This window comes from Streptomyces sp. NPDC033180, from assembly GCF_055577645.1.
The window spans coordinates 174,417-197,908 of the sequence record NZ_JBVIPU010000006.1 but is presented as its reverse complement, the minus strand read 5'-3'; the positions used below and the strand labels follow the sequence as shown (position 1 = coordinate 197,908).

The following is a 23,492-nucleotide window of genomic DNA, read 5'->3' as shown; positions in this document are numbered from 1 at the left end:
CGTCTCCCCCGGCTAGTCTTCGCTGCCGGCGCGGCTCAGTCGTGCGTACGCCGCCGAGAAGCCGGCGAGCAGTACGAGCAGGACCAGGCCGAGCGCCGCCGCGCTGCCGTAGTTGTTGAAGGTGAACGCGTACTGGTAGATGAGGTGGACGACGGTCAGGGTCGCGCCCTCGGGGCCCGCGCCTCCGGTGAGCAGGAACGGCTCCACGAACACCTGCATGGTGGCGATGATCTGCAGGAGCAGCATCAGCGAGAGGATCAGCCGGGTCTGCGGGATGGTGACGTGCCAGATGCGGCGGAAGATTCCGGCGCCGTCCAGCTCGGCCGCCTCGTACAGCTCTCCGGGTATGGACTGCAGCGCGGCCAGGTAGATCAGCGTCGCGCCGCCCATGTTCATCCAGGTGGCGGCGACGACCACGGAGAGCATCGCGGTGTCGGTGTCCTGCAGCCAGGCCTGTCCTGGCAGGCCGACGGCTTCCAGGATGCGGTTGAACAGGCCGTATCCGGGGTCGTAGAAGTACTTGAAGAGCAGCACCGATGCCACCGGAGGCAGCATCACCGGCAGGTAGACGAGCAGCCTCAAGTAGCCGCGGCCGTGCCGGAATTCATTGAGGATCAGGGCGATGGCGAAGGGCAGGGCGAAGCCGAGGAGCAACGCGAGGCCGGTGAACAGGAGGGTGTTGCGCCAGGCCTGCCAGAACGCCGGGTCGTTGAAGATGTAGGTGAGGTTGGACCAGCCGGCCCAGACCGTCTCGCCGTTCTCGGTCTTCTGGAAGGCCAGGATGAACTCCCTGACCATCGGATACCAGGAGAAGACCGAGAAGCACAGGAGCGCTCCGATCAGGAAGGCGTGGGCGGTGAGGTTGCGCTTCAACGCCCGGCGGAACGAGCCCTGTTCGGGGCCGGAGGCCCGGCCGCCTGACGGCGGTGCGGGCCTGCGGGCCTCGTTCTTGTGGAGGGTGGGCGCGGACATCACTGGTTGGCCAGGACCTGGTTGACCTGTTGCTCGGCGGTCTCGAGGAGTTTGTCCGCGTCGGCGTCCTTGTTCGTGAGGACGGCCGACATCAGCGTGTCGAGGACCTTGTAGATCTCCTGGGCCTTGGGCGGCTCGGCCTTGCCCGTGACGGGCTTGTCGGTGAACACCTGGAAGTTCTCGACGGGCATGGTCGCACTGCCCTCGCGGGCCTTGTCGTCCTTGGCCTTGCTGTCACCGGTCCAGAAGTTCGGCTGCGGCAGACCGACGGGCAGGCCGTCCGCCTTGGTGCGGGCCCAGTCGAACTGGCCCTTGCCGACACTGAGGAACTTGAAGTTGATCCAGGCGATCGCGGCCTTGATCTGGTCGGGCGAGCTGCCCTTCTTGATCATGTAGTCGTTGCCGCCGAAGAGGGTGGCTTTCTGGCCGGGTATCGGCCCCATCCCGAAGTCGTCGTACTTCGCGCCGAGGTTCTGCACCATGTACGTGATGTCGTCGGGCGCGGCGAGGAACATGCCCAGCTTGTCGGCGGCCATCTGCTTCTGCAGGTCGCCCCACTTCAGCAGCTGGGTCTTGCCCATGCTGTTGTCGTCCCAGCGCATGGCCTTGAGGTTGTCGACGATCTGTTTGCCGGTGTCGTTGTTGAAGGCGGCCTTGGTGCCGTCCTTGCTCACGATGTCGCCGCCGAGGCCGTAGGTGGTGGCGGTGAAGTGCCAGCCGCCGTTGTTGCCCGCGCTGTACTCGCCGAAGCCCGAGACGCCGTCGCCCAGGGCGGCGATCTTCTTGGCGGCCGTGCGGACCTCGGCCCATGTCCGGGGCGGCGAGTTGGGGTCGAGTCCGGCCTTCTCGAAGAGCTTGCGGTTGATGAGCAGGCCCATCGTGTAGTTGCTGAAGGGCAGGCCGTAGAGCTTGTCGTCCTTCTTCAGGACGCCCAGGACGTTCGGGTCCATGTCCTTCAGCGCCGGTACGGACTTGTCGTTGACGTAGGCGCTGATGTCCTGGGCGCCGTCGTTGTCCAGGACCTGCTGGAGATCGGTGAAGTAGGTGTAGAAGACGTCCGGTTGGGACTTCGCCTTCAGCATCGCCGTGAAGCGGGGAGGCTCAAGGCAGGGGTCGGTCTGCTTTCCCTTGATCGTGACGTTCGGGTACTTCTTGTTGAACGCCTTGACGTCCTCCTTCCACTGCTTGAGCTCGGCCTTCTCGGCGCCCGGCGGCATGCAGTCGATGGTGAGCGTCACCTTGGTCTTCGGGTCCAGCGGGGCGGCCGCGGTGGCCGCGTCGGCACCGTCGTCGCCGTCGGAGTCACTCTCGCTGCTGCTGGTCCCGCAGGCCGCCAGGGCGGTGAGGGCGAGCGCGGAGGCGACGGAGACCGCGGCCGTACGGCGGTGAGTTCGGGTCGTACGGCGGGTGGTGCGGCGGATACGTGGACGTGGCATCCAGGAGCTGCTCATCGGTGGACCCCTTTGGACAGCGCCACCTGCCCGTGCGGGCAGGGACGGCATGGCAGGAGCAGGGAAGCCCACAGCTGCGCGGACTGTGTGGCGGCGCTTACTCAAGCACCGTCGACAGATCTGCGCAATATCTCGCGTGATGATTGAAAGAAATTGACAGCACGAATCCACATGGTCGTCCGGCAGCCGAAGCGGCCCACCCTGCGGCTTCTCCGCCGCCTGCTCCCGCACCTACTCCCGCGACGGCTGCCCCGTCGAGCCGCGCACCACCAGCTCCGGTTCGAAGAGCAACTCCTCGGTGGGCACCGCGCTCCCCGCGATCTGGAGCGCGAGCAACTCGACCGTGGCGCGTCCCATGGCCTCGATGGGCTGACGCACCGTCGTCAGCGGTGGTTCGGTGCAGGTCATGAACGCCGAGTCGTCGTAGCCGACGACCGAGACGTCCTGCGGGACGCCGAGACCCCGGCGGCGCGCGGCGCGCACCGCGCCGAGCGCGAGGGGGTCGCTCGCGCAGACGATGCCGGTGACTCCCGCGTCTAGGAGCCGTGTGGCTGCGGCCTGACCGCCCTCGATCGAGAACATCCCCCGCGAGACATGCTCTTCCGGCAGCTCGCCGCCGGCCTGCTCGGCGATCGCACGGGCGGCGGCGAGCTTGCGCTGCGACGGCATGTGGTCGGCGGGGCCGAGCACCAGACCGATGCGGCGGTGGCCGAGCGTGGACAGATGCCGCCAGGCCTGCTCGACCGCGACCGCGTCATCACAGGACACCGCGGGAAAACCGAGCCGCTCGATGGCCGCGTTGACGAGGACCACCGGGATCTTCCGCGCCGCGAGCAGCTTGTAGTGCTCGTGCGGGGCGTCCGCCTGCGCGTACAGCCCACCGGCGAACACGACGCCGGATACCTGCTGTTGCAGCAGCAACTCGACATAGTCCGCCTCGGAGACGCCCCCCTTGGTCTGGGTGCACAGCACGGGAGTCAAACCCTGCTGGGCGAGCGCTCCGCCGATCACTTCCGCGAATGCCGGGAAGATCGGATTCTGCAGCTCGGGCAGCACGAGCCCCACGAGCCGGGCCCGCTCACCACGCAGCTGGGTGGGCCGCTCATACCCCAGCACATCCAGGGCCGAGAGCACGGACTGCCGGGTCGCGTCGGAGACCCCCGGCTTGTTGTTGAGCACCCGGCTGACCGTGGCCTCGCTGACCCCGACCTTCCGCGCCACCTGAGCAAGTCGTCGCGTCATGCACGCAAGAATAGTGCAATTCTTGCGTGCTGCTTGCGTGCTTGCTGAATCCGTTCGGAATCATCCCGCATGGCCCGGCGACCGGGCCCGAACGGGTGAGGGCGGATCGTTTCGGCGGTCGGTAGCCGCGCATTGAGGTATCACTGCTGGTCAGGCCGGGAATGCGGGATGCGTTCACGTGCCGTTCCCAGCACTGTGCCGTTCCCAGCACTGTGCCGTTCCCAGCACTGTGCCGTTCCCAGCACTGATGCCGTTCCCAGCAAAGGAAAACGATCCATGCCTCTTCGTCACTCACTGGCCGCCGCAGCCGGTGCCGCCGCCCTGGTCCTGGCCCTGCCCGGCTCCGCCTCCGCGGCCGAGGGCGACTTCGCGTACACGTACATCGACAGCGACGGTGAGGAAGAGCAGGCCACCCTGCACGACCCGGCCGGCGGCGAGTGCATCATGCTCCCCGAGGCTGCCCAGGAGTACCACCAGCCGCCGGCCCACTCCCCCAGGAACCGCACCGACTCCTTCGCGATCGTCTTCACGAACGCCGACTGCTCCGGTGACACCTTCACGTTGCGCCCCCACACCGGTGGCGCGAGCGAGCGATTGAAGCTGCGGTCGGTTCTGTTCTCCTGATCCTGGGCAGTGCCCCCCTCCTGCCCGACCGTGACCTCGGGCAGGACGGCGCCCTCGCCACACCTCAGGGTTTGCGGGCGACCGCGACGTAGAAGCCGCTCAACTCGGCCTTCGGCGCAGGCGATTCCTTGTACCAGTGCGTCGCCGTCACCAGGCCTGGCTCAACCAGCTCCAGCCCCTCGAAGAAGCGCTCGACCTCCGCGCGGCCCCGCATCCTCAGGGGCACCTGACCCTTCTTGTAGGTGTCGGTGACGGAATCCGCGAGCTCGGGGTGCTCGTCGGTGGTGCCGTGGGACAGCACCAGATAGCTCCCGGACGGCAGCGCGTTCACCAGGGTGCGCGTAAGGCCGTAGGGGTCCTCCTCGTCGGTGACGAAGTGCATCAGGGCGATGAGGGAGAGCGCGATGGGCTCTTTGAAGTCCAGGAGTTCGCGAGCGTGGTCGACGATCACCTCGGGTCGGCGCACATCCGCCTGGACGTAGTCCGTGGCGCCTTCCGTGCTGCTGACCAGCAAGGCCTCGGCGTGCCGCAGCACGATCGGGTCGTTGTCGGCGTACACGACCCGGGCGTCGGGGGCGATGGCCTGGACGATCTGGTGGAGGTTCGGCGCAGTGGGGATGCCGGTGCCGATGTCGAGAAACTGCCTGACACCGTTGTCGGCGAGCCAGGCGGCGGCGCGGTGCATGAACGCCCTGTTCCGCGCCGCGTTCGCGCGAGCCTCGGGCGGCAGCTTCTCGCCCATCTCCTGATCGACGAGGTAGTTGTCCTTGCCGCCCAGCAGCCAGTCGTAGACACGCGCCGGGTGCGGCTTGCTGGTGTCGATGTGGACGTTGGCGTCGTCTGCAGTCATCCATGGCTCCACTACGTGTCTGACCGGCTTCACTGTGCGGTGGGCGCGTGCCCCCGACACGGCCGGCGAGGATCTTTCGACCCTACAGGCCGAGGATCTTTCGACCCTACAGGTCGACGGGTCAACTGTTCTGGCTGGTGAGGGAGTTCCTCGCGACAGCGACCGGAGCCGCTGGACACCCGTGGCTAGAGCTGCCGGAGGTGGTCGCGCAGGCTGCGGGCGACGTGGGCCATGAGGGCGTCGGCGCCGGGCTGCGCACTGGCCGGTACGAGGGACTCGGTCAGGGCGGCGATCGCGAAGGCCTGGCCGTCGGAGTGCTCGACGACGCCGATCTCGTGACGCAGGTTGAGGAGGCTGCCGGTCTTGGACGACCAGGTGCTCGCGTCGGAGCTGAAGTCCGGGGCGAGCCGGTGCCGCAGCACGTTGTGAGCCATGAGGTCGCGCAGCCGCTGGGCCACGTCCGGGTGGATCTTCGACGGTGTCCACAGGGCTTGCAGCAGGTCGACGTAGGTACGGGCGCTGCCCGTGTTGGCCCGGGTGGTGTCGAGCTGCGGCACCCGGTGGCCGCGGCCGCTGGTGCCGGCGTCGATGGCGAGGGCGTGGGCGAGATGGACCTGGTCGGCGTCGAAGCGTTCCACAGGGGTGTCCGAGAGCTCGCCGACACTGTGCCGGACAGCGATGCCGCGGATGCCGAACTCGTGGAGCATGCCGGTGACTTGGGCGGGCGGCGTGAGCTCGAACAGCGCGTCGGCGGCCATTCCGTCGCTCAGACAGGTGCTCAGGTAGAGCAGGTCGTCGATCGCGATCCGGGCGGGGTGACGAAATCGGCTCAGCCCGGTGGGGCCGGGCGTGGTGACTCGTCCCGGCTGCACCTCCAGTACCGTCGCTCCGTCGAGTTCGCCCCGCCGGATCCGCTCGAGCGTCGCGAGCGCGAGCGGGACCTTGACCAGGGAGGCGGACGGCAGGTGGGTGTCCGCGTCGATCCCCAGCTCGTCTCCGGTGCGCAGGTCCCGCACGAGCAGACAGCCGCGCAGGCCGCCGTCGCTCAACTGCCCGCGCAGGTCGCGCAGCAGGGCCTCGGTGCTCACACCACCGCGCAGATATCCGTTCATGCCGACCCCCATGCCGCCCTCGCCTATTTCGGGGTTCGTACCACCGGCCATTCCACCGTTCATCGCGCCGCTCCTCCCGCGGTCCCGGCCTGGACGCCCGCCCCCAGGCACCGGGCGATGGCGTCACCCAGGCGTGCTTCGATGTGCTGCGGATTGCCGTCCGCCGCGGCGGCGAGGGCGAACCCGCGGCCGAGCGTCACCTCACCGATGGGCCGCCAGGTCAGGGAGAGCTCCTCGGCCTGTGCGAGGGAGCACAGCAACAGGTCGCCCGAGCACAGGACTTCGGCCGCGGCGCTCGTCAGGTCGGCCGCGGCGACGAGCTGCGCCGGGCGCAGACCGAGCGCGTCGCGCAGACGCGTCAGGGGGTCGCGGATGTGCGGCACGTCGTCCTCCGGCTGGATCCAGACGCGGCGGGCCGGGCCGGGAGAGGCGCGGCCGACCCGCAGCGTCTCGAGGTAGAGGCGCCGGACGCCGGGGACCTTCGCACCGGCGAGACCCAGTGGCACGGACCACGTCGCCTCGTCCGCGGGCACCGCGAGCAGCGCGGCGCGCACCTGCTGTGCGTGGAGGAGCTCCCTGCGCCGGGCCGGCGCCGCCACCCGCAGGTCGAGGGTGACGCCGTGGCCGCGTGCCTCGGCGACGAGGCGGGCGAGACCGACCGTGGAGCAGATGCCGGGCACCGCAAGACGCCAGGGTTTGCGCTTGACCGCTTCCGCCTCGTCGAGGAGCACGTCCGCCGCCTGTACGAGCTGCCGGGCCGTGGGCAGCATGTCCCGCCCGAAGGGGGTGAGGACGGCACGCCGCGACGTGCGCTCGAACAGCGGCTCGCCGAAGCGTTCCTCGAGCGCCGCGACGCGACGGCTGGCCACCGACTGGGACATCCGCGCCGCGGCCGCTCCGTCGGTGAAGCTGCCGTACTCACTCACGCTGACGAACGCGCGACACGCTCCCACGAGATCCACGCCCCGGACCCTATGCCAGATCAGCATGGAACCACGCATGAGCGTATTGGACCGCATACGCAATCGGCGGCGAGGGTGGCTCCGGCACTCACGACCACGTAACGGGACGGAGCCGTGCCGCCCCGTTCCCTATGCGCCCTGTCCAGGGGGCGTCCCGGAGGTTTTGCCCATGCAGCTCACCCGTGCCCGTCGCGCCGCACTCGGCGCGCTCGCCACGTTCTGCCTCGCCCCGCTCGTAGCCTGCGCGGATGGCGACTCCTCGGCTCCGTCGTCGCCGTCCACGGCGACCACCGAGCCCGCGGGAACCAACAAGCCCGCTGGGGCGACGAAGCCGTTCGCCCACGATCTCAAGGCACTTGAGCGCAAGTTCGACGCGCGCCTCGGCGTCTACGCCGTCGACACCGGGACCGGCCGCGAGGTGGCCTACAACGCCGATGAGCGCTTCGCCTACAACTCCACGTTCAAGGCGCTGGCCGCCGGGGCCGTGCTGCGCAAGTACTCCCTGAGCGGCCTCGACCGGAAGATCACGTACTCCAAGGACGATCTGGTCGCCAACTCGCCCGTGACCGAGAAGCACGTCGACACCGGGATGACCCTGGGCGAGCTGTGTGACGCCGCCGTCCGCTACAGCGACAACGCCGCCGCCAACCTGCTCTTCGACCAGCTCGGCGGGCCCAAGGGCCTGGACGCCGTACTCGAGAAGATGGGCGACGACGTCACGCGGATGGACCGTCGCGAGCCCGAGTTGAGCACGTGGGTCCCGGGCGAGAAGCGGGACACGAGCACACCGCGGGCGCTGACCGAGGACCTGCGGGCGTTCGTCCTCAAGGACGCTCTGCGCAAGGGCGAGCGCGCACAGCTCACCAAGTGGCTGAAGACCAACACCACCGGGGACAAGACCATCAGGGCCGGTGTGCCCAAGAGTTGGGTGGTGGGCGACAAGACAGGGACGGGCAGTTACTACGGCGCCCGCAACGACATCGCCGTGGTGTGGCCCCCCGGCAGTGCCCCCATCGTCATGGCGATCTTGTCGAACCGCGGCAAGAGGGACGCGGAGCCCTCCGACGAGCTGATCGCGGAGGCGACCTCCGTGACCGTCGACTCACTGTCGTAGCGGGAGGTACGCAACCGGCGCGCTCCCCGGCCACCGGGCTCGACGGCGGGTGCCACGCGCCCGCCAGGACTCAGGCGTCCCGGCACTCCACGTGACCCCAGCCGTGGGCGTTCTTCGCGATCTTCTCGCCGGCCGCGTAGGGCTTCTGGCAGTGGCAGCGGCCGGGGAACTTGGCCTTGATGACACCGCCCGAACTCCCCTTGCCCGCCCGCGCGGTGGCGCTCTTGCGCGGCCGGGCGGCGGGTGAGGCCGTCATGCGCTCGGGGCGCGGCTCCGGGATCGTGAGCGCCCCGTGGGCGGTTCCGGCGGGCTGCTGCGTCGTCGCGGCGTCGCTGGCCGCGACGTCGGCGATCGCGTTGAGGTGGTCACCGTCCGCCTGGTGGGCCGCGACGTGCCGGAAGGTCACAGCCCGGCCCTGCAGGAGTGCGTCGATACGGACGACGAGGTCCTTGTTGGCCACCGGCTTCTTCGCCGCGGTCAGCCAGCCGTTGCGCTTCCAGGACGCGATCCACTTGGTGACCGCGTTCATCGCGTACTGGCTGTCCATGCGGACCTCCAGCGGGACGACCGGGTCGGTGGACTCCAACAGCTCGGCCAGCGCCGTCAGTTCGGCGACGTTGTTGGTCGCGTCGCCGAGCGGACCCGCTTCCCACCGCTGCGGGCGCTCATCGGCATCGGCGACCACCCAGGCCCAGGCCGCGGGGCCAGGGTTCTTCTTCGCGGCTCCGTCACAGGCGGCGATGATCAAGTCAGACATCCCTCGATGATGCCAGCCCGCGAGAGGCTCGAGGGCCACCGCCCCTCCGACACCGGCCTGCCGGACCCTACGCTTCGGCCGCGTCCAGCGCGGGGGCGATCACGGCGAAGGCCCGGTCGGTCAGCTCGGCGGGATCCTCGACGCCGTCACTGTCGCTCCACCGTTGCAGCACGGCATCGAAGGCGGACAGCGCCATCCCGGCGGCCAGGCGCGGGTACAGATCCACGCCCGCGTCGCACCCCAGACGTCGCGCCACCTCCCCCGTCAGGTCGTCGCCCCACTGCGCCTGGTGCTCCAGAAAGCGGGCACGCAGGGCCGGGGTACGCAGAATCAGCCGCACCACCGGCAGCACTCGCTCGGAGTGGTCGCCACAGGCGGCGAGCGGAACCCACACCGCGTGCCGCAGCGCCACGGAGGGCCGCTCGTCGGCGGGACGCGCCGCCAACTCCGCGTGGATGCCGACGCCCATGTCGGCCAGGAACTGGACGACCACGTCCTCCTTGGACGCGAAGTACCGGAAGAACGTCCGGCGGGAGACCCCGGCGGTGGTCACGATCTCGTCGATGGTGACCGCGTCGAACCCCTTTCGGGCGAGGAGCTGCAGCGCCGCTTCGGTCAACTCGTTCGAGACGAGCTGCCGTTTGCGCTCGGCCATGGTCACTTCGGGGCGGGAACTCACCGGACCATGGTACACGCCATGCCTTTCATGACACTCAGGCTCCTCTTGACACTGAGTGCCACAGACGTCAACATGTGCCGCATGACGCAGCATCAGCGCTGGACAGCCGAGCAGATCCCCGACCAGACCCGGCGGGTGTTCGTCGTCACCGGAGCCAACAGCGGCCTCGGTCTGGCGACCACCCGTGCGCTCGCCCGACGGGGCGGGCACGTGATCCTCGCGGTACGCGACGAGGAGAAGGGGCGGCGGGCGGTCGCGGAGATCACCGCCGCACAGCCGGACGCGAGCCTGGAGGTGCGCCGCCTCGACCTGGCCGACCTCGACTCGGTCCGCGGCTTCGCCGATCGTCTGCGCGGCGACCATCCACGCCTCGACGTGCTGATCAACAACGCGGGCGTGATGGCACCGCCTCGTACGCTCAGCAGGCAGGGCCACGAGCTGCAGTTCGCCTGCAACCACCTCGGCCACTTCGCGCTCACCGGCCTGCTGCTCGACCTGCTGGCCGCCGGGAGCGATCCCCGCGTGGTGACGGTGAGTTCGATCAACCACCGGCAGGGGCGCATCCACTTCGACGATCTGACCGGCGAGCGCGGCTACAAGCCCATGGGCTACTACAACCAGTCGAAGCTCGCCAACGCCGTCTTCGGCCGGGAACTCCACCTCCGCCTCACCGAGGCCCGCAGCCCGGTACGCAGCGTGCTCGCCCACCCCGGCTACACCGCCACCAACCTCCAGACGGGCACGCCGATCGGTCTGTGGCGCGTGCTGCTCGGCCGCATCGGCAACCCGCTGTTCGCCCAGCGCCCGGCCGACGGGGCACTGCCCCAGCTGTACGCGGCGACCGATCCGGAGGTGGAGAGCGGCCACTTCATCGGTCCGGACGGCATGGCCGAGCTGCGCGGGACACCGGCCCGGGTGCGGCTGGCTCCCGTGGCGGCGGACGCGGAGACCGGGCGGCGGCTGTGGGAACTGTCGGAGCAATTGACCGACGTACGGTTCGCGTTCCCGGCAGCGGTCTAGAGGGACGCCGCCACGCTCCGCAGGCCCCCTCAGCGCGCGACGGGCCGGATCAACTCCCAGGCCTGAAGGGCGAAGTCGAGGGTCATGCCGTGGCGCTCGTACAGCGCGAGCGCGCCCGTGCTGTTGTCGGTGTCCACACCGAGGCCGATCCGGTCACGTCCCAGTGCCGCGTAGTGGCCGAAGGCATGACGCAGGAGGTAGCTGCCCAGGCCGCGCCCCCGGGCCTGGCGCAGCACTCCGAGGTGGCCGATCCAGGCCATCGACGTGCGGTCGTTGCGGGTGCGCAGCACCGCCGCGTCCCCCACGCCGTCGACGTGCGCGATCCACACGAGGGACCAGTCGGCACACTCGCCGTCGATGTCGTCCATCCACTGCTCGTACGTACGCGGGTGGAAGTCGAAGTGATCGGCGAAGGTCTCCTGCAGCAGTGCGTGGGCGCGCACGCGGTCCGGCTCGGCCAGGCAGGGGCGCAGGGTCACACCGGGCGGCGGCTCGGGCAGCCGGTCCGCGTCCGCGGACAGCGGGCGGACCATCGAGTTGTAGCGCCGGACCGTCGTCCAACCGCGTCCGCGCAGCGCGCACAGGTCCACGGTGGGGGCGATGTTGAGGTGCAGGTGCACCACCGCCCGGTCCGCTCCGTTGGCGGCGGCACGCTCGACCGCGCGCGTCTCCATTTGGTCGAGCAGATACTGGGAGGCCTGGGGCCGCTCGGGCAGCGTGAAGTACTCCGTGTCGATCCGTTCGCCGCCGGAGTCATCCCACAGCAGGCCGTACGCGATCAGCAGGCCGCCGTCGAAAAGCAGCCAGGAGTCATGCTCCAGATCGACATCCGGATGCTTCAAGTCAGCCTGGACCTCGAAGAGTTCGGCGTCGGGGCGACCTATCTCCAGCAGGTCGATCTCGTTGAGCAGCGCGCACATCGCCGCCGCGTCTTCGAACGTCGCAGGGCGCAGCGTAAGGCCGGACGGGAGCGTGGCGGGCGGGGTCATGGCCCCACTCTCCGGTGCCGGGGAGTGGGGCCGCAACGGACTTTTCGGGGCCGTGCCGGGGCCGCGGGGCCCCGGCACGGCGGGGCCGGCTAGATACCGAACGGCGCGGCGTAGCGCACCGTGCCGCTGGGCAGCGGGTGACCGGCGTCGAGGGCGAGGGCCATCATGGCCTCGTCCGGAACGTCGATGCTGAGGCCGATGCCGTACGTCGATGCACGGCTGAAGCCGAACCGCGGGTAGTACGCCGGGTGCCCGAGGACGGTGACGAAGCGCTCGCCCCTGCCCTTGGCCACGTCGAGCGCGGCGCGGATCGCCGCGGAACCCGCGCCGGTCTTCTGGTACTCGGGGAGCACGGCGACGGGGGCCAGGCACAGGGCCGGGGTGTCCCCGATGTGGCAGCGGGTCAGCAGCGCGTGGCCGACGACCTTGCCGTCCTGGTCGGTGGCGACGACGGACAGTCCGTCGAGCCACGCCTCGTCGGCGCGCAGCGCCTCGACGAGGTCGGCCTCCGCCGGGGTGTCGAACGCGGCGACGACGACGGCGCGAATGGCGGGGATGTCAGCGCTGGTCTCGGCGCGAGTGATCCAGGGGTTGCTCATGGTGTTGCTCATGATGGATGGAGATCCGTTTCATGGTGGGTCCGTGTGGGTGGCGCCCCGCGAGCTCACGCTCCCGCGAGGGCGAATCCGGCTGAGGTCAGGCCACGGCCCGGGACGTGAGGGTGGTCCGGGCGGTGCGCATGGCAGTGGCCTTGAGCGCGGTCATCAGCCCCAACTCCCAACATCATCGATCCGGATCACACGAACGCCGACGATCTTACCATCCGGCCGCTCCGGGCGGGGAGGGCCGAGCCCGCCCCGCCCGCGCGCTCAGGAGAAGATCGCGTGCACCTGGTCGACCGCTTCGGGCCCGTAACCGACGACGCCCACCGGGACCGCGCCGTCGATCGCCTCGATGACGCGCCCGGCCCACACGGGCCCGAACCCTCCGCACAACTCGATCAGTTGCACACCCTCACCGACCAGACGGCGCGCGGCCTCGATGCCGTCCTCCGGCTTGGGCACCCCCACGAGCACCGTGCGGCACTCCCCCGTGTCGACGACGTTCACGTCACCACTCGCCTCGCTGCCTGCCGCGGTGTAGATGAAGCCCCAGCTGGTGAGCGCCATGAATACAGCCCCCTCAATCCCGGTCACCCGGATCGGTCATCGACGTGGTGCCCGGCCGAGCAGCCGGACCCCTTGCATGTTCTATGCCATCCCCCATAAGTTACCGATCAGTACTCCAAGGTCGGCTCAGCTCGGAGACGCCAGGAAGGCTCACTGACCCGACGCCCGAGGGAGCCGCCATGCCCACGCTCGACCGCCAGGACGACGTCTTCATGCTCGACCTCGGGGACGGCGAGAACCGATTCCACCCCGACTGGCTCGTGGCTGTCGAGGCGGCGCTCGACGAGGTGGAGAAGGCGGAGGGGCCCCGCGCCCTGGTGACCGCCGCGACGGGCAGGTTCTTCTCCAACGGCCTCGATCTGGACTGGCTCTTCGCCCACGCCGACCAGCACCAGGACTACGTCACCAGCGTGCAGGACCTCTTGGCGCGGATGCTGGCCCTGCCGGTCGTCACCGTGGCCGCCCTGCAGGGGCACACCTTCGCGGCCGGAGCGATGCTCTCGCTGGCCCACGACTTCCGCGTGATGCGTGCCGACCGGGGCTACTGGTGTCTGCCCGAAGCCGACATCAACATCCCCTTCACTCCGGGCATGTCCGCGCTCATCCAAGCCAGGCTGACCCCGCAGACCGCGCACGAGGCCATGACGACCGCACGGCGCTACGGCGGCCACGACGCCCTGGCCGCCGCCGTGGTCGACCGGGCGGTGGACGAGGATGCCGTACGGCGCACGGCGGTGGAGATCGCCCGCTCCCAGCTGGACAAGGCCGGCCCCACCCTCGGCACCATCAAGACCCGCATGTACGCCCCCGCCCTGACCGCTCTGCGGGACAAGGACAACCCACTCGGGTGACACGGACGGCACCGGCCCCACCAGCACACCAGCCCACCAGCACACCGACGCTCCCGGCGCCGATGATTCCCGACCTCCCGCACAGTCACCCAGGGTGAGACGCACTCCCACCGGAGGTACGGCATGCGCACGCTGGCGATTACCGAGAACATCACCGTCGACGGTTCGATCGAGATGATCACCGACTGGTTCGACCCGCAGGGCCAGGGCGACGTGGACATGGCTGATGTGCTGGAGGCGAGCCGGCAGCAGGACAGCGGCGCCGATGCCCTGCTGCTCGGGCGGCGGACGTTCGAGGACTTTCGTGGTTACTGGCCTCAGCAGACCGATGACACCACCGGCATCACCGACTACCTCAACAAGGTGCGCAAGTACGTGGTGTCCACGTCGATGAAGGACCCGCAGTGGGCGAACTCGACCGTGCTCGCCGGTGACGCGGTCGAGGAGGTGGCCACGCTCAAGGCGCAGGGCGGCAAAGACATCGTGCTCACCGGGAGCATCACCCTGGCGCACACGCTGATCGAGGCGGGACTCGTGGACGAGTACCGCTTCTTCGTCTACCCGGTGGTCCAGGGGCGCGGGCGGCGTCTCTTCCCCGAGGGGTACGAGATTCCGCGGCTCCGGCTGGAAGAATCGACGGCCTTCCGCAGCGGGATCACGCTGCAGCGCTATGTCCCGCGCCGGGATGGAAGGAGCGAGGCGTAGGGAGGGATGGACGGGGGACCCGGGACGGGGCAGATTGTGCACCTGCATGCACACGGGCTTCCGTACGGCGACCACAGGGAGGCGCGATGTCGACGCAGACCCATCGCCTCATCATCCACGAGCTCGCACGGTGCGACGAGTGCGCTGTACTGCGCGTCAGCGGTGAACTCGACCAGAGCGGCGAGAAGTTCTTTCTGCGCACGCTCGGCGCCTCCGTCATGGCGGGTCACCGACATCTCGTACTCGATGTGACGGCGCTGGTGTTCTGCGATTCCCGCGGACTCAACTGCCTGCTCGGGGTGCGGTGGTTGTTGAGGCGCCGCGAGGGCCAGCTTCTGCTCGCGGGAGCCGGGCGGCACCTCGCCGAACTCCTGACGCTGACCGGCAGCGCGGAAATCTTCCCCCGCTATCTCACGGTCGGCCAGGCTCTGCTTGCCCTGCCCCCCTCGCACCGCCCCACATGGCCGCCCGCGCCTTCACCCCACTCGGACGGCGCGACGGCCGACACCCCGCCCCCCGGCCCCTGATCACCTCGCCGCCAGCCGGAAGGCCTTGCCCTTCGACGTGTTCTCGGACAGCTCGACCGGCAGCCCCTCGGCACAGAGTTGCCCGCCGGTGAAAACCCCCTTGGCTGCGTGGGTGGAGTGCACTCTGGACGGCCGCACGTACGACGGCTCCGCGCGGTTGTCGGCACGCGGCATCCTGCGCACCGACCGCACAGCCCGCTATGTGGCGCTCCGTGTCATCGCCGGCTCCGGGGGCTCCCTGACCGCGTTGACCATCACCTCACACTGAGGCGTGCCCGCTCTCCACCGGATGTGCCCGAGGGCATCATCAGCGTGGACGATGCCCTCGGACTCGGGGGGGCGCAACTCCGCTCCGGCCAGGGCTACTTCGCCCGAGCCAGAGCTATCGCGCCCTGAAGCCGCTCCCCCGCCTCGTACATCATGTAGGGCACGCCGTTCTCCGTTCCGAAACTCGGCGACGCGCTGCGCCCGTTGTCCGGCGCACCGGTCATCGAGTCGTGGAAGACCCCGAGGTGCTCACGGCGCGAGAAGTCCTTGCCGACCTCGGTGATCAGGATGTCGCCGCCGCTGCCCTTGTCCGTGTTGTAGACGACGTAGGCGCTGTCCCCGCGCGTCAGCAGGTGGGGCCCGCCCACGTTCTGCGCTCCGACCTCTCCATGGCGGATCAGCGGGGTCTGGTCGAAGGTCCAGTCGCGTCCGTCGGCCGACCAACCCCAGGCGATTTCCCGGTGGTTGGTGGTGTTGTTCAGCATGAAGAGCATCACGTAGCGGGCGCCCCGGGAGGGCAGGTCGTGACGGAACACGCGGGCGTAGGACGTCTCGGTCGTACCACTCGGCAGCATCGAGGTGGAGAGCACCGCCTTGTCGTACGTGAAGTGGATGCCGTCCTTGGAACGGGCGAGGCGGGTGGTGGTGTTCTCGCCGTGGAAGTACAGCCACATCTCCTTGGCGTCCTCGTTCCACAGCACGTGAGGCGAGGAGACGTGGCTGACCTTGTAGTGCGGCTGCCAGTTGTTGGTGACGATCGGGTTGGCCGCGTACTCGGTGAAGGGCCCCTCGATCGAGTCGCCGTAGGCCAGGCAGATGCCGCCGGGGGCGTCGTGCGGTGCGTAGTAGAGGTAGTAACGGCCGAGCGCGCCGGAGACCCGGCCGACGGTGCCGCGCAGGCACGGGAAGATGATCTCGCCCGTGGGGTTGTACGCGAGGTCCGAGGGCCTCAGGACCGTCTTCACGTAGGCGTAGTCGGGGATGCCGCCGGGGGCAGCCGCGGCCGTGCCGGCCGTGCCCGCGCCGAAGGCCAGAGCTGTGCCGGTGGCGGCCGCCCCGCGCAGGAGGACGCGGCGGGGGAAGGGCCGGGGGTTGTGCTGCTCGGTGTCGTGTCGCGGCTCGTTCATTTCTGCTCTCCGTCCCGGGAGTTGGATGTCAGAGGTAGGTGGCGGCGGTGACGCAGAATCCGCCGAGGGCGACGGCCCACACGTAGGGCAGGGTGCGCACCATGACCTGCTGGGGGCCGACGCCCGCGTACTGGGCGCTCCACACGGTCTGGGTGCTGGTGGGGTCGGCGACGCCGAAGACCTGGTTGTAGGAGGCGGCGAGGCCGAGCACGGCGACGGCGGGGTAGATGCCGGCCGCGATGAGGACGCCCGCGATGCCCGCGCCGAGGCCGTAGACGTTCAGCGGTCCCCGGTAGAGGCAGAGCGGTACGAGCAGGGTGAAGACGAGGACGAACAGCACCGGGTTCTGCGGGCTGACGGCCTTGACCAGCGGTTCGAGCGCCTCGATGGCGCCGGGCAGTTTCACCGCGGCGAGCAGGATCCCGATGGCGATGAACAGCGCGATGGGGGGCGCGGCGACCTCGAAGCCGCCGTAGAGGGTGCGAAGGAGGCGCTTGTTCATCTCGCGCGGCCTGGTCGTGGTGATCAGGGCGTAGAGCACACCGGCCAGCAGCGAGGGGATGATGGCCAGTTCGAAACCGAGGGCCAGGACCAGCGGCACGACGGGGGTGAGGAGCGCGTACCATGGCGCGTCGCCGAGACGTTCACGGCGCGACCGGCGGTTGTCGACGGCGGTCTTCAGCGCCCAGGTGTGTTCGACTCCGCGACGGCGGGACTCGACGAGGACGAAGGCGACGGCCGCGACCAGGGCCAGCGGGAACAGCTTCACCATGAACCCGCGCACCGTGGCGACCGGCAGGTCCAGGGCGGTCGAGAAGAACTGCCAGATGGGAAGCTCGAACGGCACGCCGACGGCGATGCCCATCAGGATGGTGCCCGCCGCGGTGACCTTGGGGATGCCCACGGCGACCATCGCGGGGATGCCGATGATGCCGGCCAGCATGGCCGCGGGCGCCGAACCGGTGACCGTGCCGACCAGGGCGGACACGGCGAGCACGCCGAGTGCCACGACCGTGGGCCGGTCTCCGCCGAACTCCACGATCTTGCGGACGATGGTCCCGGCGATGCCGGTCTCGTCGAGGAGTCTGCCCAGCCACGATCCGAGAAGGACCGCGATCATCGTCGAGGCGAGCATCGGGGCGCCCTCTTGGAGGACGGTGTCGAAGACGCTCTCCTTGCCGGTCAGCGGCGCACCGGCGACGAGGGCGATGACGACGCCGAGCAGCACCAGGGCGAAGGCGGTGGGGAGTTTGCGGGTGAGCATCGCGGCGACACCCGCCGCCATGACGATCAGGATGACAACGCCCATGGCGCTACTTCTCTCTGTGGGTCTCGTCGGTCACGGCGTCGCCGAGGGCGGCCGTGAGGAGAAGGGGGCTGCGGCCGAGCCCGCAGACGGTCCGGGCATGGGCGTGGGCGGCGATCTCCTCCGCGCCCGCCACGTGCCCGTAGAGCCGGAACCGTCCCGCGCGCAGGACGACGTGGCCGAGGGCCCGCTTCAGCGCTTCCTTCGCCGGGCCGTGGTGGAGGTGTTCGTGCACGGATTCGTGGGCGAGGGCCGCCGCGCGCACCGATCCCGGGGGGTACCAGTGCCGCCAGCCCCGTTCGTCGATCAGCGCTTCGGCCGCCGCGAGGGTGTCGGTGTAGAGCTCCACCGTGGGCGTCGGCCGTGACGTGTAGCGGGCAAGGAGGCGGCGCTCCAGGCCGTCGGAGCGTTCGACGATCCTGGCCCGGCACGGGACGGGGGCCAGTGCGGCGCCGAACTCCTCGGCCGTGCGCGCCCATTGGCGAAGGAGTCGCGCGTCGCGGCCTTCGTGGGTGGGGGTCGCGGCAAGGAAATCGACCGCGTGGTCCAGGTCGTCGCGGGTCTCGGGCGGGGGCGCGGTGGCGGTGCTCGTGGAGGCGCGCGATGGCGTGCTCATATGCGTACCTCAAGGACGGCGATGACCGGCTCGTCGGCGGCCCGCGATGCGAGTTCACTGCGGGCGAGCGCGAGTAGCGGCTCGGGGTCGAGCACACCTGACAGGTCCGCGATCCGGGAGCCGAGCAGCAGCCGCACGGCGGGGGCCCGGACGCCGCCGTCGCCGTACGAGGTGGTCTCGCGCACCAGCTTGGCCAGTACGTCGGGGGCGTCGGCGACCCGGGTGGTCTCCACACGGGCGTCGGGGACGTGCAGGCGTATGACGCCGTCGGCGTCGACGATCCGTACCGGATGCCGGGTGGCGCGCAGGGTGCGCCGCACGTCGGTCCCGTACACGGTGTGGGAGGAGGTCCCGGCGAGAACCGTGACGTGGGACGGGTCGGTCTTGAGGCTGGCGGCCGCGGTCCGCAGGCGCTCCGTCTCGTCCGCCCGGTGTGCCCGGTCCTGGGTGCGCAGTTCGGTGGCGCCGGTTGCCACGGCCCGCACGGTGCTGGTCTGCGGGTCGACGGTGACCTCGACCTCGACTCCGTCGGCGGCGGCGCCCTGCGCGACGACGGCCGCCTCCGCCTCTGCCCGCACGGCGAGGATCTGCTCCTGCCCGGCTCCGGGGATGGTCCGCTCGATCTGCTCGCGGACCAGGGCGAGCGCGACCCCGATGGGGCTGATCACCTCGCTGTGGCGGGCGATGCGCCCTTCAAGCCCGCTGACGTCGGCCAGGTGCGGGGTGACCGACGCGGCCCCGCCGCCTCCGCCGACGAGCAGTGCGGTGTCGTGGTCGAGCCGGTAGTCGCGGATCATCGCGTCAACGACCTTCTTGACCTGGGCCGTTCCCACGTCGAGGAGTCGGTGGGCCGCGGTGGTCAGGTCCACGCCGAGCGCGTCGGCGAGCGGGGCCATCGCCGCCCGAGCGACTTCCTGGTCGCTGCGGGCGAAGTCTCCCTCGGGGACACGCCCTGCCGCGTTGGCCGCGCACGTCATGGTGAGTGCGAAGCGGCCGCCCGCCGCGTCGAGGACGGCGTGGTCCGCCGGGTCGTCGGGCATGGGGCGGATGGTGGTGAGCCTGGAGTCGCGCAGGTCGTCGAGGGTCGCGAAGCACGCGTAGGGCAGCCCGGCGATGTGGGCGCTGCGCGGCCCGACGCCGGTCACCTTGCCGCCGCCGATCCGGACCATGGAACCGCCGCCGACTCCGACGGTGCGTACGTCCAGGGCGTTGAGGTAGGACTTCTTGCCGAGGATGGTGGCGTGCTGGACGGCGACCTTGCCGCGCCGCACGACGCTGATGTCGGTGGAGGTGCCGCCGGTCTCCAGGAAGACGCCTTCGCTGATCCGTTCCTGCATCAGGGCGCCGGCCACGCCCGCGGCGGGGCCCGAGAGGACCGTGAGGAGCGGCCTGCGCCGCATCTCGTCGAGGGACATCACGCCGCCGTCGCAGCGCATCACCATCAGTGGGGAGTCGACGCCTGCCTTGGTGATGGAACTGTCGACGAGGTCGGCGGTGGCCAGCATGCGCGGCAGGATCGCCGCGTTGACCACGGCCGTACGGGTGCGCTTGTGCAGCCCGTACAGAGAGGTGATCTCGTGGGCGGCGGTCAGCGGGAGCCCGGTGGAACGCGCCGCCGCCACCACGGACTGCTCCCCCTCGGGCCGGTCCACGCTGAACGGCTCGGTGGCCACCAGGACTTGGGCGCCCTCCTGCGCCAGCGAGTCGGCGGCTCGCCGGACGGCCGCCGCGTCCTCGGGGTCCGTGACGTGGGCGTAGACGAGCGGAAGGCTCTTGCCCGGGGTGAGTTGGAGCTTGCCGAACGCGGCGAGCCTGCGGGTGAGGGCCGCGGCGGGACCTGTCCCGATGCCGATCAGACCCACGGTGGCGACATCGCCCTCCAACAGGGCGTTGGTAGCCTGTGTCGTACCGTGCGCCAGGAAGGCGATGTCCTCGGGTGCGCGGCCGGTCTCTTCCAGCAGACGGCTCAGTGCTTCCACGATGCCGTGGGCCACGCCGTCCTCGTGATGGTGGCTGGTGGGGACCTTCACCTGTCCCAGGAGTTCCAGGGTCGTGGCGTCGACAGCCACGGCGTCGGTGAAGGTTCCGCCCACGTCGATGCCGACGCGGATGCGGTGGGTGGTCATGGTTGGGCACCTCCTCGTGCGGGTTGGCGGTGCGCGGGCGGGCCGGGTGGGACAGGTGGAGCTGTCCCACCCGGCACTTCCGCGGGTCAGTAGCCGCGTACGTCGGGCCAGTGGCGCTGCACACCGTCCCGGTCGAGCAGCCGGGCGAACTCGTCGAACCGCTTGTCCTCGCCCTGGACTTGGTGGGGTTCGACGCCTTCGGCCAGGCAGTGCGCGGCCAGGGCGCCTGCGACCTCGCCGATGTTCCACTCCACGGGGTGGAGGCGATAGCAGCCGTTGGTGATGTGCGTGGTGCCGATGTTCTTGCCCGCGGGCAGCAGATTGCGGACCCGGCGGGGCACGAGGGCGCCGAGCGGTATCTCGAACGGCACCGAGCCGATGTCGATGTAGTTGTCGCCGCCGGTGGAGGGGTGCAGGTCGATGCGGTAGTTGCCCACTCCCACGGAGTCCCGGTACGCGGTCCGCCCGTAGGGCCCGACGACGTCGATGGCGACGTCCTGCTCGGTGACGGTGGTGACTGCCTTGATCCGCCGCGACTCGCGCACGTAGGGCGCCTTGGCCAGACCGTCCGCCGTGCCCGTGATGTCGGGCCGAAGGCGCAGGCCGGGGAAGCCGGTTCCGCCGTCCTCACGAGGGGCCTCGGTCTGGAGCCAGTACAGGACCGAGAGCGACAACTGCCGCGCCTCCGCGAGCGCCTGCGCGGATGTCTCCCCACCGCCGCCGATCAGCGGCTTCAACCAGTAGTCGTTGAGCGGCCAGTTGACCAGCGTGATGTCGGAGTCGAAAGCTCCTGGCCGGTGCAGCTTGCGGGCGAGGATGCGGCGGAAACCCCACAGCTCCTTGTCGCCCGCGTCGGCGCTCTGGTCGGCGTTGACGGCGAGCGGGTCGATCTCCGGGTTCGGTACGAACCCGCGCGGGACGGCTTCGAGCGAACGCGGGTCCGGGGCGAGGAAACCGAGGAGCGGGCCCGGCCAGAAGCCGGGCTGGTACGAGCGCCAGAAGTCGTAGTCGACGGGGCGGTCGATGACGTGGTTCTCGCCCTCGTGGTGGGAGAGCGCGAAGCAGACGGTGATGCCCTGCTGGTTGAGGGGTTGGGCTTCCTCGGGTGCGTGCGGCTCGCCGAACTCGGCACGTGACTCGGCGCCGATGGCGTGCTCCACGTTGCCCAGTTCGAGGAGTTCGCCGGTCTCGGTGGCGTCGATGACGTATCGGGCGTGAAGGGTGGTGCGCTCGCCGTCGCGCAGGTTCTCCAGGGTCACCGAGGTGATGACATCGTTGTCGGACCCGGCGGCCACGGCCCAGTGTTCGGTGAGGAGCGTCAGCCGTCCCGACGCGAGATGGGGCGCGAGCATGCCTTCCATGACGGCCAGGGCGACGCGGGGCTCGTGGCAGAGCTTGCTGACCCGGCCGGCTCCCGGATTGAGACCGGTCAGGGCCAGCGCCTCCGAGCGCAGCGGGTACCACTGGCGGTAGTAGTCCCGGATGGACTCGCGCAGCTTGCGGTACGAGGCGGTCGTGCCGAACTGCTCCACCCAGGGGTGCTCGTCCGGCGGCACCGCCTGGGAGGTGAGCTGGCCGCCGACCCAGTCGGTCTCCTCGGTGAGGACGACGGTCCGGCCTGCCCGGCAGGCGGCGAGCGCGGCGGCCACACCGCCCAGACCGCCGCCGACGATGAGGATGTCCGGTTCAGGGATCACGGTTCTCCTAGTGCTGTGCTGTACGTGGTCGTGCTGCGGGAGTCCGGCCCACGGTGGCGCGCGGCTGCCCACGGCCGTCATGCGGTGTCCGGGCGCACCTCGGGCGGGGGGCCCGTGCTGGCGCCGGGCCGGAAGGTGCAGGCCACCAGCGGGTCGGGCGCGTCCTCGCCGGCGACGAGTGTGGCGAGCAGGCGTACGGCCACCGCGCCCAACTGCGCGCGGGGGATGTCGAATCCGGTGGGCTGCGGCCCGTCCGCGAGGTCCGGGGGCGGGCTGCCGAGCACCGCGAGGGAGATGTCGCCGGGGCACCGCAGGCCGGCGTCGCGGGCGGCCGTGCTCAGCGCTCGCCAGGCCCCGCCGCTGTCGGTCTCTTCGGCCACGAACGCGGTGACACCCTCTGCCGCCCACTGCCGCAGGCGCTCGGGCCCCAACTCGCGTTCCGGATCCTCGCTGCGGAACACGGCAGCGTGCCCGCCGGGCAGCCCGGCGGCTTCCAGGCCCTCCAGGAAGCCCTGTTCACGGTCGGTCGAAGCAGGTGCGTCGTCGTTCTCGCGTACGAGGATGATGCGACGGTGTCCGAGAGCGGCGAGCCGGTTGACGACTTCGCGACTCGCGCTGACGTAGTCGGCACCGACCCAGGCAAGGCCCTCCGGTTCCTTCCTGCGGCCCAGGTGGACCACGGGAAACCCGTCGTCCACGAGCCTGCGCAGTTCGTCAACCGGCGCGTGGCGGCCGAGGAAGAGACAACCGTCGGCGAGCCGCGCCCGGTGGAGCGCGTGCGGCCCGGTGGCTCCGGCGCCGCCGGTACTCGACCCGGTGAACAACACCAAGTCGTATCCCTGCGCGGCGGCTTCCTGCTCGACGCCCACCAGGAACGGGTAGTACGAGTGCTGCACATCCGTGGGGAAGGTGGCCGTGAAGCTGAAGACACCGAGCAAGCCGTTGCGCGCCGCCGCGAGGCGGCGGGCGGCCGGGTCGGGCACGTAGCCCAGACCGGCGGCCGCGTCGAGCACCTTCTGCCGGGTCTCGTCGGAGATGGCTACGCCCTGCTTCTTGCCTGCGAGGACCAGCGAGACCGTGGCCTGCGAGACTCCCGCGAGCCTGGCGACCTCGGCCTGGCGCGGGCGCCCGGTGCGCCCTACGGGGGCGGACGCACGACCTCTTCCGGCCCGCTTCTTGGGTTCGTCCACCGCTGCCCCTCCGTCGTTAATGCGTATTAGTTATGCGCATTAACGAGTACTGTGCGCGGCACCGGACCACGGGTCAAGAGAGAGGAACGAACTTTCTTCTTCGCGGGCCGAACAGGTCCGCGAGGAAGGTCAGTCGGGC

At 70.2% G+C, this 23,492-nt stretch carries 24 protein-coding genes; 7 read left to right on the top strand and 17 right to left on the bottom strand.

Going from position 1 to position 23,492, the window contains the following annotated elements:
* Positions 1-12: 12 nt before the first annotated feature.
* From ACZ5WE_RS19435 to ACZ5WE_RS19425, 3 genes are all read right to left on the bottom strand, one after another.
* Positions 13-972, bottom strand: coding sequence for a carbohydrate ABC transporter permease (locus tag ACZ5WE_RS19435; RefSeq protein WP_467693906.1), 960 nt, complete (start codon positions 970-972; stop codon positions 13-15).
* Positions 972-2,408, bottom strand: coding sequence for an extracellular solute-binding protein (locus ACZ5WE_RS19430; protein ID WP_467693968.1), 1,437 nt, complete (start codon positions 2,406-2,408; stop codon positions 972-974). Before ACZ5WE_RS19430 ends, ACZ5WE_RS19435 begins: the two co-directional genes overlap by 1 nt.
* A 246-nt stretch (positions 2,409-2,654) precedes the next feature.
* Entirely contained in the window at positions 2,655-3,665 is a 1,011-nt protein-coding gene (locus tag ACZ5WE_RS19425) for a LacI family DNA-binding transcriptional regulator (protein WP_467693908.1), read from the bottom strand.
* Positions 3,666-3,941: 276 nt separating this feature from the next.
* On the opposite strand from ACZ5WE_RS19425, the gene ACZ5WE_RS19420 reads away from it, so the two are divergent.
* Positions 3,942-4,289, top strand: a complete 348-nt coding sequence (locus ACZ5WE_RS19420; protein ID WP_467693909.1) for a hypothetical protein — start codon at positions 3,942-3,944, stop codon at positions 4,287-4,289.
* A 64-nt stretch (positions 4,290-4,353) separates the two neighbouring features.
* On the opposite strand, the gene ACZ5WE_RS19415 is transcribed toward ACZ5WE_RS19420, so the two are convergent.
* From ACZ5WE_RS19415 to ACZ5WE_RS19405, 3 genes are all read right to left on the bottom strand, one after another.
* Positions 4,354-5,139 (bottom strand): SAM-dependent methyltransferase, encoded by a 786-nt coding sequence (locus tag ACZ5WE_RS19415; RefSeq protein WP_467693911.1) that lies wholly within the window; start codon positions 5,137-5,139, stop codon positions 4,354-4,356.
* Between the two features lie 185 nt (positions 5,140-5,324).
* A complete protein-coding gene (locus ACZ5WE_RS19410) occupies positions 5,325-6,227 on the bottom strand; it encodes a serine hydrolase (RefSeq protein WP_467693970.1) in 903 nt (300 codons plus the stop codon).
* A gap of 83 nt (positions 6,228-6,310) precedes the next feature.
* Complete coding sequence (locus tag ACZ5WE_RS19405; RefSeq protein WP_467693912.1) at positions 6,311-7,213, bottom strand: LysR family transcriptional regulator; 903 nt, start codon at positions 7,211-7,213, stop codon at positions 6,311-6,313.
* Between the two features lie 169 nt (positions 7,214-7,382).
* Between ACZ5WE_RS19405 and bla the strand changes: the two genes are divergently transcribed.
* Entirely contained in the window at positions 7,383-8,327 is a 945-nt protein-coding gene (bla, locus tag ACZ5WE_RS19400; RefSeq protein ID WP_467693913.1) for a class A beta-lactamase, read from the top strand.
* Positions 8,328-8,397: 70 nt separating this feature from the next.
* Here bla and ACZ5WE_RS19395 read toward each other — a convergent pair whose 3' ends face one another.
* The gene (locus ACZ5WE_RS19395; protein ID WP_467693914.1) at positions 8,398-9,084 is read right to left on the bottom strand and encodes a ribonuclease H family protein; all 687 of its coding nucleotides are present in this window, start codon (positions 9,082-9,084) and stop codon (positions 8,398-8,400) included.
* A gap of 67 nt (positions 9,085-9,151) precedes the next feature.
* Positions 9,152-9,739, bottom strand: a complete 588-nt coding sequence (locus ACZ5WE_RS19390; RefSeq protein ID WP_467693972.1) for an acyl-CoA-like ligand-binding transcription factor — start codon at positions 9,737-9,739, stop codon at positions 9,152-9,154.
* Between the two features lie 105 nt (positions 9,740-9,844).
* On the opposite strand from ACZ5WE_RS19390, the gene ACZ5WE_RS19385 reads away from it, so the two are divergent.
* Positions 9,845-10,783, top strand: coding sequence for an oxidoreductase (locus tag ACZ5WE_RS19385; protein WP_467693915.1), 939 nt, complete (start codon positions 9,845-9,847; stop codon positions 10,781-10,783).
* A gap of 29 nt (positions 10,784-10,812) precedes the next feature.
* Here the strand turns inward: ACZ5WE_RS19385 and ACZ5WE_RS19380 are convergent, their stop codons facing one another.
* The 3 genes from ACZ5WE_RS19380 to ACZ5WE_RS19370 form a co-directional block, all read right to left on the bottom strand.
* Entirely contained in the window at positions 10,813-11,772 is a 960-nt protein-coding gene (locus ACZ5WE_RS19380) for a GNAT family N-acetyltransferase (RefSeq protein ID WP_467693916.1), read from the bottom strand.
* An 89-nt stretch (positions 11,773-11,861) separates the two neighbouring features.
* Positions 11,862-12,383, bottom strand: coding sequence for a GNAT family N-acetyltransferase (locus ACZ5WE_RS19375; protein ID WP_467693918.1), 522 nt, complete (start codon positions 12,381-12,383; stop codon positions 11,862-11,864).
* A gap of 258 nt (positions 12,384-12,641) precedes the next feature.
* The gene (locus ACZ5WE_RS19370; RefSeq protein WP_467693919.1) at positions 12,642-12,941 is read right to left on the bottom strand and encodes a DUF6506 family protein; all 300 of its coding nucleotides are present in this window, start codon (positions 12,939-12,941) and stop codon (positions 12,642-12,644) included.
* Between the two features lie 179 nt (positions 12,942-13,120).
* On the opposite strand from ACZ5WE_RS19370, the gene ACZ5WE_RS19365 reads away from it, so the two are divergent.
* The 4 genes from ACZ5WE_RS19365 to ACZ5WE_RS19350 all read left to right on the top strand — a co-directional run bounded on the left by ACZ5WE_RS19365 (position 13,121) and on the right by ACZ5WE_RS19350 (position 15,292).
* A complete protein-coding gene (locus tag ACZ5WE_RS19365; protein WP_467693920.1) occupies positions 13,121-13,792 on the top strand; it encodes an enoyl-CoA hydratase-related protein in 672 nt (223 codons plus the stop codon).
* Positions 13,793-13,915: 123 nt separating this feature from the next.
* Complete coding sequence (locus ACZ5WE_RS19360; RefSeq protein WP_467693922.1) at positions 13,916-14,497, top strand: dihydrofolate reductase family protein; 582 nt, start codon at positions 13,916-13,918, stop codon at positions 14,495-14,497.
* Between the two features lie 86 nt (positions 14,498-14,583).
* Positions 14,584-15,024: an STAS domain-containing protein gene (locus ACZ5WE_RS19355; protein WP_467693924.1), complete on the top strand. Its 441-nt coding sequence runs from the start codon at positions 14,584-14,586 to the stop codon at positions 15,022-15,024.
* Positions 15,025-15,136: 112 nt separating this feature from the next.
* Positions 15,137-15,292, top strand: a complete 156-nt coding sequence (locus ACZ5WE_RS19350; RefSeq protein WP_467693925.1) for a hypothetical protein — start codon at positions 15,137-15,139, stop codon at positions 15,290-15,292.
* 94 nt (positions 15,293-15,386) lie between these two features.
* Here ACZ5WE_RS19350 and ACZ5WE_RS19345 read toward each other — a convergent pair whose 3' ends face one another.
* The 6 genes from ACZ5WE_RS19345 to ACZ5WE_RS19320 form a co-directional block, all read right to left on the bottom strand.
* Entirely contained in the window at positions 15,387-16,418 is a 1,032-nt protein-coding gene (locus ACZ5WE_RS19345; protein WP_467693927.1) for a hypothetical protein, read from the bottom strand.
* A gap of 28 nt (positions 16,419-16,446) precedes the next feature.
* Positions 16,447-17,727, bottom strand: coding sequence for a TRAP transporter large permease subunit (locus ACZ5WE_RS19340; protein ID WP_467693929.1), 1,281 nt, complete (start codon positions 17,725-17,727; stop codon positions 16,447-16,449).
* A gap of 4 nt (positions 17,728-17,731) precedes the next feature.
* Entirely contained in the window at positions 17,732-18,340 is a 609-nt protein-coding gene (locus tag ACZ5WE_RS19335; RefSeq protein ID WP_467693931.1) for a hypothetical protein, read from the bottom strand.
* On the bottom strand, positions 18,337-20,466 hold the full coding sequence (locus ACZ5WE_RS19330) for a hydantoinase/oxoprolinase family protein (protein ID WP_467693932.1): 2,130 nt from the start codon (positions 20,464-20,466) through the stop codon (positions 18,337-18,339). Before ACZ5WE_RS19330 ends, ACZ5WE_RS19335 begins: the two co-directional genes overlap by 4 nt.
* An 86-nt stretch (positions 20,467-20,552) precedes the next feature.
* Positions 20,553-22,163 (bottom strand): FAD-dependent oxidoreductase, encoded by a 1,611-nt coding sequence (locus ACZ5WE_RS19325; protein ID WP_467693933.1) that lies wholly within the window; start codon positions 22,161-22,163, stop codon positions 20,553-20,555.
* Between the two features lie 77 nt (positions 22,164-22,240).
* Positions 22,241-23,353, bottom strand: a complete 1,113-nt coding sequence (locus tag ACZ5WE_RS19320; protein ID WP_467693935.1) for a LacI family DNA-binding transcriptional regulator — start codon at positions 23,351-23,353, stop codon at positions 22,241-22,243.
* Between the last annotated feature and the right edge of the window lie 139 nt (positions 23,354-23,492).

Excerpts from the sequence above, each read along its gene's own strand:
- ACZ5WE_RS19380 (WP_467693916.1), bottom strand. The coding sequence starts at position 11,772 with ATGACCCCGCCCGCCACGCTCCCGTCCGGCCTTACGCTGCGCCCTGCG.
- ACZ5WE_RS19390 (WP_467693972.1), bottom strand. The coding sequence starts at position 9,739 with ATGGCCGAGCGCAAACGGCAGCTCGTCTCGAACGAGTTGACCGAAGCG.
- ACZ5WE_RS19365 (WP_467693920.1), top strand. The coding sequence starts at position 13,121 with ATGCCCACGCTCGACCGCCAGGACGACGTCTTCATGCTCGACCTCGGG.
- ACZ5WE_RS19435 (WP_467693906.1), bottom strand. The coding sequence starts at position 972 with ATGTCCGCGCCCACCCTCCACAAGAACGAGGCCCGCAGGCCCGCACCG.
- ACZ5WE_RS19385 (WP_467693915.1), top strand. The coding sequence starts at position 9,845 with ATGACGCAGCATCAGCGCTGGACAGCCGAGCAGATCCCCGACCAGACC.
- bla (WP_467693913.1), top strand. The coding sequence starts at position 7,383 with ATGCAGCTCACCCGTGCCCGTCGCGCCGCACTCGGCGCGCTCGCCACG.
- ACZ5WE_RS19360 (WP_467693922.1), top strand. The coding sequence starts at position 13,916 with ATGCGCACGCTGGCGATTACCGAGAACATCACCGTCGACGGTTCGATC.
- ACZ5WE_RS19420 (WP_467693909.1), top strand. The coding sequence starts at position 3,942 with ATGCCTCTTCGTCACTCACTGGCCGCCGCAGCCGGTGCCGCCGCCCTG.
- ACZ5WE_RS19415 (WP_467693911.1), bottom strand. The coding sequence starts at position 5,139 with ATGACTGCAGACGACGCCAACGTCCACATCGACACCAGCAAGCCGCAC.
- ACZ5WE_RS19375 (WP_467693918.1), bottom strand. The coding sequence starts at position 12,383 with ATGAGCAACACCATGAGCAACCCCTGGATCACTCGCGCCGAGACCAGC.
- ACZ5WE_RS19330 (WP_467693932.1), bottom strand. The coding sequence starts at position 20,466 with ATGACCACCCACCGCATCCGCGTCGGCATCGACGTGGGCGGAACCTTC.
- ACZ5WE_RS19395 (WP_467693914.1), bottom strand. The coding sequence starts at position 9,084 with ATGTCTGACTTGATCATCGCCGCCTGTGACGGAGCCGCGAAGAAGAAC.
- ACZ5WE_RS19355 (WP_467693924.1), top strand. The coding sequence starts at position 14,584 with ATGTCGACGCAGACCCATCGCCTCATCATCCACGAGCTCGCACGGTGC.
- ACZ5WE_RS19425 (WP_467693908.1), bottom strand. The coding sequence starts at position 3,665 with ATGACGCGACGACTTGCTCAGGTGGCGCGGAAGGTCGGGGTCAGCGAG.
- ACZ5WE_RS19430 (WP_467693968.1), bottom strand. The coding sequence starts at position 2,408 with ATGCCACGTCCACGTATCCGCCGCACCACCCGCCGTACGACCCGAACT.
- ACZ5WE_RS19335 (WP_467693931.1), bottom strand. The coding sequence starts at position 18,340 with ATGAGCACGCCATCGCGCGCCTCCACGAGCACCGCCACCGCGCCCCCG.
- ACZ5WE_RS19370 (WP_467693919.1), bottom strand. The coding sequence starts at position 12,941 with ATGGCGCTCACCAGCTGGGGCTTCATCTACACCGCGGCAGGCAGCGAG.
- ACZ5WE_RS19340 (WP_467693929.1), bottom strand. The coding sequence starts at position 17,727 with ATGGGCGTTGTCATCCTGATCGTCATGGCGGCGGGTGTCGCCGCGATG.
- ACZ5WE_RS19345 (WP_467693927.1), bottom strand. The coding sequence starts at position 16,418 with ATGAACGAGCCGCGACACGACACCGAGCAGCACAACCCCCGGCCCTTC.